Source organism: Acinetobacter sp. ANC5681, from assembly GCF_023488045.1.
Lineage (GTDB): Bacteria > Pseudomonadota > Gammaproteobacteria > Pseudomonadales > Moraxellaceae > Acinetobacter.
The window spans coordinates 1-8,970 of sequence record NZ_JAMFKZ010000052.1; the positions used below are offsets into that span (position 1 = coordinate 1).

9 protein-coding genes, 1 tRNA gene and 1 pseudogene are annotated in these 8,970 nt (G+C 38.4%); 8 read left to right on the forward strand and 3 right to left on the reverse strand.

Annotated features, from left to right (window positions below; translation table 11 throughout):
* The first annotated feature begins 295 nt into the window (after nucleotides 1–295).
* A complete protein-coding gene (locus M5121_RS15190; protein WP_249571637.1) occupies nucleotides 296–1,900 on the forward strand; it encodes an isocitrate lyase in 1,605 nt (534 codons plus the stop codon).
* Nucleotides 1,901–1,995: 95 nt separating this feature from the next.
* On the opposite strand, the gene M5121_RS15195 is transcribed toward M5121_RS15190, so the two are convergent.
* The 3 genes from M5121_RS15195 to cysS form a co-directional block, all read right to left on the reverse strand.
* The gene (locus M5121_RS15195; protein WP_249571638.1) at nucleotides 1,996–2,469 is read right to left on the reverse strand and encodes a copper resistance protein NlpE; all 474 of its coding nucleotides are present in this window, start codon (nucleotides 2,467–2,469) and stop codon (nucleotides 1,996–1,998) included.
* Nucleotides 2,470–2,695: 226 nt separating this feature from the next.
* A tRNA-Gly gene (locus tag M5121_RS15200) sits at nucleotides 2,696–2,771 on the reverse strand.
* Between the two features lie 62 nt (nucleotides 2,772–2,833).
* Nucleotides 2,834–4,255, reverse strand: a complete 1,422-nt coding sequence (gene cysS / locus M5121_RS15205; protein ID WP_249571639.1) for a cysteine--tRNA ligase — start codon at nucleotides 4,253–4,255, stop codon at nucleotides 2,834–2,836.
* Between the two features lie 159 nt (nucleotides 4,256–4,414).
* Here cysS and M5121_RS15210 point away from each other — a divergent pair, with 159 nt between their 5' ends.
* The 7 genes and pseudogenes from M5121_RS15210 to M5121_RS15240 form a co-directional block, all read left to right on the forward strand.
* Entirely contained in the window at nucleotides 4,415–4,822 is a 408-nt protein-coding gene (locus tag M5121_RS15210) for a DUF6896 domain-containing protein (RefSeq protein ID WP_502798292.1), read from the forward strand.
* A 147-nt stretch (nucleotides 4,823–4,969) separates the two neighbouring features.
* On the forward strand, nucleotides 4,970–5,947 hold the full coding sequence (locus tag M5121_RS15215; protein ID WP_087537127.1) for a KpsF/GutQ family sugar-phosphate isomerase: 978 nt from the start codon (nucleotides 4,970–4,972) through the stop codon (nucleotides 5,945–5,947).
* Between the two features lie 3 nt (nucleotides 5,948–5,950).
* The gene (locus M5121_RS15220; protein ID WP_249571641.1) at nucleotides 5,951–6,490 is read left to right on the forward strand and encodes a KdsC family phosphatase; all 540 of its coding nucleotides are present in this window, start codon (nucleotides 5,951–5,953) and stop codon (nucleotides 6,488–6,490) included.
* 39 nt (nucleotides 6,491–6,529) lie between these two features.
* Nucleotides 6,530–7,078 carry an LPS export ABC transporter periplasmic protein LptC gene (gene lptC / locus M5121_RS15225; protein ID WP_249571642.1) on the forward strand — a complete coding sequence of 183 codons (549 nt, stop codon included), beginning with the start codon at nucleotides 6,530–6,532 and terminating at the stop codon, nucleotides 7,076–7,078.
* Nucleotides 7,062–7,610 (forward strand): lipopolysaccharide transport periplasmic protein LptA, encoded by a 549-nt coding sequence (lptA, locus tag M5121_RS15230; protein WP_087546760.1) that lies wholly within the window; start codon nucleotides 7,062–7,064, stop codon nucleotides 7,608–7,610. The genes lptC and lptA overlap by 17 nt, the downstream gene beginning before the upstream one ends.
* Nucleotides 7,610–8,356: an LPS export ABC transporter ATP-binding protein gene (lptB, locus tag M5121_RS15235; protein ID WP_249571643.1), complete on the forward strand. Its 747-nt coding sequence runs from the start codon at nucleotides 7,610–7,612 to the stop codon at nucleotides 8,354–8,356. The genes lptA and lptB overlap by 1 nt, the downstream gene beginning before the upstream one ends.
* Nucleotides 8,357–8,463: 107 nt before the next feature.
* A pseudogene (locus tag M5121_RS15240) lies at nucleotides 8,464–8,814 on the forward strand (IS1 family transposase); the annotation flags it as partial.
* Nucleotides 8,815–8,970: the final 156 nt, after the last annotated feature.

An 8,970-nucleotide genomic window follows, 5' to 3' on the forward strand; every position in this document is an offset into this window, starting at 1 on the left:
AAACTTCATTGATGACTTTATTCTCGATAAAAATCATCTGCTACCACAGAGAATCTATAAATAATAGTGCGTAAGTCCTATTATATATCAAAGTCTTGGTTTATTGTTTTGAATATTCTATATCGTTTTATCTGTATATTTCATAAATAAATACTGAAAATTAACCAAGAATATTGGATTAATCTGTTTGCACAGACTAAGCTGTGCAATATGTTGATGAAGTGCTTAAAATCTAGACTATAAAAGCATGGTTTTTTGCGATCATTCGATGCCAATCCCTCTAAAGGAATATATCATGTCTACATATTTAACAGCGATTGATGCAATCCGCGAATTAAAAGCAAAATTCGGCGACACTTGGCGCGATATTAGCCCAGAAGATGCTGCTCGTATGCAAATGCAAAACCGTTTCAAAACTGGTTTAGATATTGCTAAATATACAGCTGCGATTATGCGTCGTGATATGGCTGCTTATGATGCTGACTCTAGCAAATATACTCAATCATTAGGTTGCTGGCACGGTTTCATCGCTCAACAAAAAATGATTGCGAACAAAAAATACTTCGGTACTACTGAACGTCGCTATATCTACCTTTCTGGTTGGATGGTTGCTGCACTTCGTTCAGAATTTGGTCCACTTCCTGACCAATCTATGCACGAAAAAACTTCTGTTCCTGCATTAATCGAAGAAATCTATACTTTCTTACGTCAAGCTGACGCGAAAGAATTAAACGATTTATTCCGTGCTCTTAAAAAAGCTCAAGAAGCTGGTGACACTGCTAAAGCTGCTGAAATCACTGCTCAAATCGATGGTTTCCAAACTCACGTTGTGCCAATTATTGCTGACATCGACGCTGGTTTCGGTAACGAAGAAGCGACTTACTTACTTGCTAAGAAAATGATCGAAGCTGGTGCTTGTGCGCTTCAAATCGAAAACCAAGTATCTGATGCGAAACAATGTGGTCACCAAGCAGGTAAAGTAACTGTTCCACACGAAGACTTCATCGCTAAAATCCACGCTTTACGTTATGCATTCTTAGAAATGGGTCTTGACGACGGTATCATCGTTGCACGTACTGACTCTGAAGGCGCTGACTTGACTCAAAAAATCCCAGTGGTTAAAGAGCCAGGTGACATCGCTTCTCAATATATCAGCTACTTAGACACAACTGAAATCGACATTTCAGAAGCTCAAGAAGACGAAATCCTGATCAAGCGTGATGGTAAACTTCACCGTCCTAAACGTCTTGCTTCTGGTCTATACCAGTTCCGTGAAGGCACTCAAATTGACCGCGTTGTACTTGACTGTGTAACTAGCTTACAGAACGGTGCTGACCTTCTTTGGATCGAAACTGCGACTCCAAACGTTGAAGAAATCGCTCACATGGTTAACCGTGTACGTGAAACAGTTCCAAATGCTAAGCTTGTTTATAACAACAGCCCATCGTTCAACTGGACGTTAAACTTCCGTCAACAAGCTTACGACCGTTGGGTTGCTGAAGGTAAAGACGTTTCTGCTTACGACCGTGCTAAATTAATGAGCGCTGAGTACGATGCTACTGAATTAGCTGCTGATGCAGACGCTAAGATCCGTACATTCCAAGCAGATGCTGCTCGTGAAGCGGGTGTATTCCATCACTTGATCACACTTCCGACTTACCACACTGCTGCGCTTTCTACTCATGAGCTTGCACAAGGTTACTTCGGTTCTGAAGGTATGTTGGCTTATGTTGCTGGCGTACAACGTAAAGAAATCCGTGGTGGTATCGCTTGTGTTAAACACCAAGCAATGGCGGGTTCTGACATCGGTGATGATCACAAAGAAATCTTCTCTGGTGACAACGCTCTTAAAGCGCACGACGATGCTAAAAACACAATGAACCAATTCGCTGCTCACTAAGTCGCGAACTGATTCGAAAAAACCCTGCTTAAGCAGGGTTTTTTATTTTAATCATAAAAATGCTCGCAACAGCGAGCATTTAAAATTTAAAAAGATTATTCAGCTTCTTTTTTGAGTTGATATTTATCAGCCAAATCCCCCGTAATTTCTTTACCATCCATATCTAATGCTTTTAAATAACCCTCAGCAACAAAATATTTACGGCTATCACTAGCTTTATCTAATTCAATAATAGATGAATTTTTGTTATCGAATTGGAAACTACCCTTGCTTTCAAATGGTTTGCCATCACCCTTACCAAGATACGTTTCTTTAATCTCATAAGTTTTATCTGAATTAAGTTCTAGTTCGGTTTTAATACCTTCACAATCTGCACAAGGGAGTATGCCTTTATATGTGCCATTCCAATCTAATGCATTTTCAGTAGTATGTGCAGTATCAGCTACAGTTGCTTCTGATACAGCTTCAGTTGTAGCTGGTGTTTGCTCTTCAACTTTTTTATTTTCAGTTTTACTACAAGCGGCTAATACAAGAGAAGCTAGAGAAATTGCAATAATTGACTTTTTCATTTGGTGTTAAACTCTTTTTTGAAAAATATTGTTATTTAAACTATGGGATTTTAAGAAGAAAGGGTAGTGACAGTATGTAAGGGTTATTTAACCTTTGGTAAATCTATAAATGGCAGAATTTAAATTTATTATTTAACCTACTTATTGCAAAGTATTAAAATTTTAGAAAACAGTAAATTTTAAATATAAAAAAGCCTTTATCGTTAGATAAAGGCTTTTTAAATTTTGGAGCGGGAAACGAGACTCGAACTCGCGACCCCAACCTTGGCAAGGTTATGCTCTACCAACTGAGCTATTCCCGCAATAGGACGCATTATAGAGAGTTTCATCCAACTGTCAACTCTCTATGTTACTGAGTGTTGAATTAATCAGCACGTCGCCAAATTGTGCCTTGGCGAGTATCTTCTAAAACGACACCTTGATCGAGTAAAGACTGACGAATGCTATCGGCTTTTGCAAAATCTTTAGCTTTTTTGGCATCAACACGTTGTTGAATAAAATCTTCAATTTCTACATCAGAGAGATTAAGCGCTTCTTGACCAATATCAGACTTTAAAAAATCTTCAACATCATATTGCACTAGACCAAGAATGTTCGTCAGATAACGTAGCGTTGAATAAAGAACAGTTGCTTGTTCAGCCTGTTCTTCTTTAACCGCACGATTTAATTCTTTATTGATTTCAAATAGTACTGCGATTGCTTCCGCAGTATTAAAATCATCACGCATTGCACTGTTGAAGCGTTCAACAAGATCTTGCGCTAAAGTTGCAACTGTTTTTTGACCATAAACTTGCTGATAAGCTTTAAATGAATGATAAAAACGACTTAGTGTGGTCTTTGCTTCTTTTAATGCAACATCAGAGAAATTGACAGGGCTACGATAATGAGATGAGACAATAAAGTAACGAATCACTTCGGGATGGAATTTTTCCATGACATCGCGAATGGTAAAGAAGTTGCCTAAAGATTTAGACATTTTCTCGCCATCAACATTGATAAAACCAACATGCATCCAATAATTGACATATTGTTCACCTGTTGATGCTTCACTTTGTGCGATTTCATTTTCATGGTGAGGGAACATGAGATCTGAACCACCACCATGAATATCGAAATGATTGCCTAAGCAGCAAGTCGACATTGCAGAGCATTCGATATGCCAACCTGGGCGACCATTGCCCCATGGTGAAGCCCATGCAGGTTCATTTTCTTTGGCATGTTTCCAAAGTACAAAGTCGAATGGGTGTTTCTTGTCTACTTCGACATCGACACGTTCTGATGCTCCTGCTTGCATGTCGTCCAATTTACGACCTGATAAGCGGCCATATTTATCAAATTTAGTCACTTCAAAATAGACATCACCATTGGCAGCGGGGTAGGCAGCGCCTTTATTAACCAATGTATTGATCATATTTTGCATTTGATCAATATATTCAGTTGCTTTTGGTGCCTCGTCTGGTGCTGCACAGCCTAAATTAGCTGCATCTTCATTCATTGCATCAATAAAACGAGCCGTGAGTTGTTGGATGCTTTCGCCATTTTCATTGGCACGCGCAATAATTTTGTCATCAATATCCGTGATGTTACGAATATAGCGAACTTTCCAGCCTTGGCTGCGTAAGAAGCGGATGATGTAATCAAATGCAACCATAACTCGAGCGTGCCCAATATGACAGTAATCATAAACAGTCATACCACAGACATACATGTCGATTTGACCTTCTTGACGTGGGACAAATTCAACTTTTTTACGTTGCTCAGAATTATATAGAACAAAAGGTTGCATAAGGGTTTTCAAACACTCTACAAAAATCGTGATTCATCATAACGTATGCATTGTATTTCATAAAGTTATCAGGTGAAAAAAATGGAGGAGTGATTGCCTTTATAAATGCCTATTTTTTAGCAATATCGCATATTATGATTTTTTACTCTTGAGTTTATGATGAATAGCAATCTCAGATGTCTCATTCTTGCTTATCAAAGTGCAGTATGTGAGGTTCTAGCTCTTATGCAAGGATCTGGTATAAACCAACCTATTACAAATATTGAATGGGCATGTATGGATATCCCTCAACTTGGTAAATTGATAGGAGGTATTCCATATTTTAAACATGGTTTTGGCTGTAAGGTTAAATTACCTAGATGTGCCGTAGATTTTGATTTTGGAGAGCAGGGGCAGATCAATGGTTTTGATTTATGGAGATTGCTTGATTTTGCTGGTTCAAGATTATTTGAATATGGATTTTCTAGCGAAGCTGCTTTAAAGCAATGTTCTGAAGATGAAGTGAAAGCAGGTCGTTTAGTCTATTCAGGGTATATACTTTATTACTTAGTAGATTCTAGCAGTTAACATAAGTTCAATCTCTCTTCATTTTCGATGAAAACTACTACATTTAGAAACGTGCATATTTTTCAATTATGCTAGAATCAGTATCATTCTTTTGATTAAAATCATCTGCCTTCAGGTGGATAGCGTATTATTCTGGGTCAAACTCATATGTCACAAGCCATAAATTTTCAAAAAAGCGCATTAGAGACCCTGCGAATTGAGCAACAAGCCTTAGAAGTTCTTGCAACACAAATTAATGAAAGTTTTGATCGTGCCTGTGAAATTCTTTTGCAGTGTAAAGGGCGTGTTGTTGTGACGGGTATGGGCAAATCAGGTCATATCGGTCGAAAAATGGCAGCGACACTTGCATCAACTGGGACACCATCATTTTTTATGCACCCAGGTGAAGCGGGGCATGGTGATTTGGGTATGTTGGTTCGAGGTGATGTATTAATCGCGATTTCAAATTCAGGCAAAAGTGATGAAATCATGATGCTCATGCCGTTAATCAAACATCTAGGTGTACCATTAATTACTATCAGTCGTGATGATAAAGGACCAATGCCACAGAATGCGGATGTTGCACTGACATTAGGTGAGGCGGATGAGGCTTGTCCTCTAGGTTTAGCACCAACATCTAGTACGACTGCAACACTTGTTTTAGGCGATGCATTAGCCGTCGCATTGTTGGAAGCGCGTGGTTTTACCGCAGATGATTTTGCTCGTTCCCATCCTGCGGGAGCATTAGGTAAACGCTTACTTTTGCATGTAAAACATTTGATGCATACAGGGACTGAATTACCCAAAGTTAAACCTGATACACCGATGAACAAGGTGTTATATGAAATCTCAGATAAACGTTTGGGTCTTACCACGGTTGTTGATGAGAACGATATTTTATTAGGTATTTTTACTGATGGTGATTTACGCCGAATGATTGATCAGCAGCAAGGTTTTGATGTAAATCTCCCAGTTGCTGAAGTTATGACCAAAAATCCACTCACTATTTCTCAAGAAGCCCGTGCGGTGGAAGCATTGGAAAAAATGCATGAGAGAAAGATTAATCAATTTGTAGTTGTTGATCATACCAATAAAGTGATTGGTGTGATTAGTATGCATGACCTTATTCAGGCAGGAGTAAATTAAGCCATGGCATCTTATGCTTTACAAGAACAAGCACGTCATTTACAAGCATTAGTGCTTGATGTGGATGGAATCTTAAGCGATGGCTTTGTAACCCTAACAAACTCAGGTGATGAACTTAAATCATTTGATATTCGTGATGGGTTAGGTATGAAATTGGTTCAACAAGCAGGAATGAAAGTGATTATTATCACTGGACGTAAGAGCAATATTGTTGAAAAAAGAATGACAGATTTAGGTGTTGATCTTATTTTTCAAGGGCGAGAAGATAAAGGTGTGGCATTACGTGAAGCATGTGCTCAGTTAAATATTTCACCTGAAGATTGTTTATATATGGGCGATGACTGGCCTGATTTATCTGCATTTGCGATTGCTGGCATGAGTATTACTGTTCCCAATGGGCATGAAGAAGTTCGTCGACGCGCAAATTTAGTCACTCAAGCGATGGGTGGACGTGGCGCAGTTCGAGAAGTATGCGATATGCTCTTATTTTCAAAAGGCGTTTACCAAGAGCTACTTGCAAAATATTTAGCTGTACCACATTAATAGTAGCGTGAATTACCCAAAGGTCAGGTAACTCTGTTTATGGATACCAAGGTTTTATATGTTGTCGCTGTTTTGATTGCTGCTTTAAGTGGTGGCTATTATTATTACAGCGGCAAAGCAAAAAAGTTGGATGTTGATTCAGCGAAAAATATGACTTATTCAGCGCAGGGTGTTCACTTAACACAGACTGATGAGCAGGGTAATTTATACATTCGGGCTGAGGTGAAACAGTTGCAGCAAAATATGCAGCAGAAAACATCCCAACTTGATCAATTAAATGCCGTGATGTACGAGCAGGGTAAGGCTGATGCAACGTTTTATGCAAAACAAGCACAAGGCTATGACGATAATACAAAGATCATATTACAAGGCAATGTCGTTGCAACTAAATTGTCTGATCAGGGGAAAATGGAGTTTCATACTAATGAACTCACAGGATATCCAAAAACCAGAGAATTAGAGACACAACACTCAGTCACTGTACAAACGCCAAGTTCTGAGTTTGTTAGTCAAGGTCTAAAGGCAAATTTGAATAATGGTCAATATGAATTCTACAAAATTCGAGGAAAGTATGCGCCAAGCTTTTAATTCTAAATTTCGTTTCACTTTCCTAAAACAGGTCACTTGTATTGCCGCTGTAGTATTTTCTTCGGCTTCAAGTTTTGCTTTGCCATCAGACCGTAGCCAACAGTTATCATTGGTTGCTGATCGTGCAACCTATAATGATAAAACGGGTGTAACAACCTATACGGGTAACGTAGTGATCGAGCAAGGCACGATGAAGCTTCAGGCTGATTCTATTATTGCGACATTGAATAGCAAAAAAGAAATACAAACGATTACAGCTAAAGGTCAGTTGGCAAAATTTCAGCAGCAAATGGATGCTAAAAAAGGTTTAGCACGTGGTGAAGCACAGACCATTGTTTATAATGCCGATACAGGGATTATTACTTTAACTGGTAAGGCGTATCTGTATCAAGATGGCTCTAGTATTCGTGGTAACAGTCTGAAATATAGTATGAACAAAGGTGATGTAGAGGCACAAGGTTCTTCATCAAATCGAGTTCAAATTATTATTCCGCCATCAAGTTCTAAAAGTTCTCCAGGGGCGCGTGATTAATGGATCAATCAGTACAGCAATCACAAACTTTATGTATTAAACACCTAGCTAAAAACTATAGTAAACGGTGGGTGGTAAAAGACGTTTCATTTACGATGCAAAGCGGTCAAATTGTCGGTTTACTTGGACCAAATGGTGCAGGTAAAACCACAAGTTTCTATATGGTTGTCGGACTTGTTCGGATGGATAAGGGTGAAATCCATTTAGATAATTTAGATTTATCTGATCTAGCGATGCATGAGCGGGCACGTAAAGGTATTGGATACTTACCACAAGAAGCATCAATTTTTAGAAAGCTCACAATTTCCGAAAATATCATGGCAATTTTGGAAACGCGTAAAGATCTAAATAAACAGCAAAGACAGCAACGTTTAACTGCATTATTGAATGATTTTAAAATTAATCATATTAAAGACTCGTTAGGAATGAGTGTATCTGGTGGTGAACGTCGTCGTGCTGAAATTGCTCGTGCGTTGGCAGCTGATCCCAAATTTATGCTATTAGATGAACCATTTGCAGGCGTCGATCCAATTTCTGTAGGTGATATTAAAGATATTATCCAGACATTAAAGAGTCGAGGAATTGGTGTTTTAATCACTGATCATAATGTAAGAGAAACCTTAGCAATTTGTGAGAAAGCTTATATTGTCAGTGAAGGTTCTGTGATAGCAGAAGGAACTCCGCAAGAAATTTTAGATAATGAGCAAGTACGTAAAGTGTATCTAGGTGATGACTTTGTTGTTTGAGCCAAATTCAATCAAGAGATGAGAGAACCATTTATTGGTTCTTTTTTTGGTGGTGTTTCAAAAAGTATGCTGAAACAAAGCAGGTTGAATTTTGATAAAATAGAGAAATGCGAATAACTCTAGAAATCAAATGTCCAACCTGCCTCGGTGACAGTATAAAGAAAAATGGCATCAAAGTAGATGGGAAACAAAACTATCAGTGCAAAGACTGTAAACGTCAGTTTATTGGTGACCATGCTCTGAGCTATCTAGGATGTAATTCAGGCATTACTGGAAAAATATTACAGTTGATGGTCAGAGGTAGTGGTATACGAGATATCGCTGAAGTTGAGCGAATCAGTATCGGTAAAGTTTTACGTACTTTAACCGAATCGACCTACCAAATTCAGCCTAAACAAAGTCATTATGAGTCTCTTGAAGTTGATGAGTTTTGGACTTTTGTGGGAAATAAAAATAATCTCTGTACACGACAAATTTCATAGGGCCCTTGTCCTATCAGGCTTTTTCTTCCTTAAAATTGCGAGCACTTTCTTAATGATGTGTGCTTAAAAAACAGGAGGGTTTAACTTGGTAAACTATACATACTCATTAGGAGTTTACCATGAGCAAGAAAC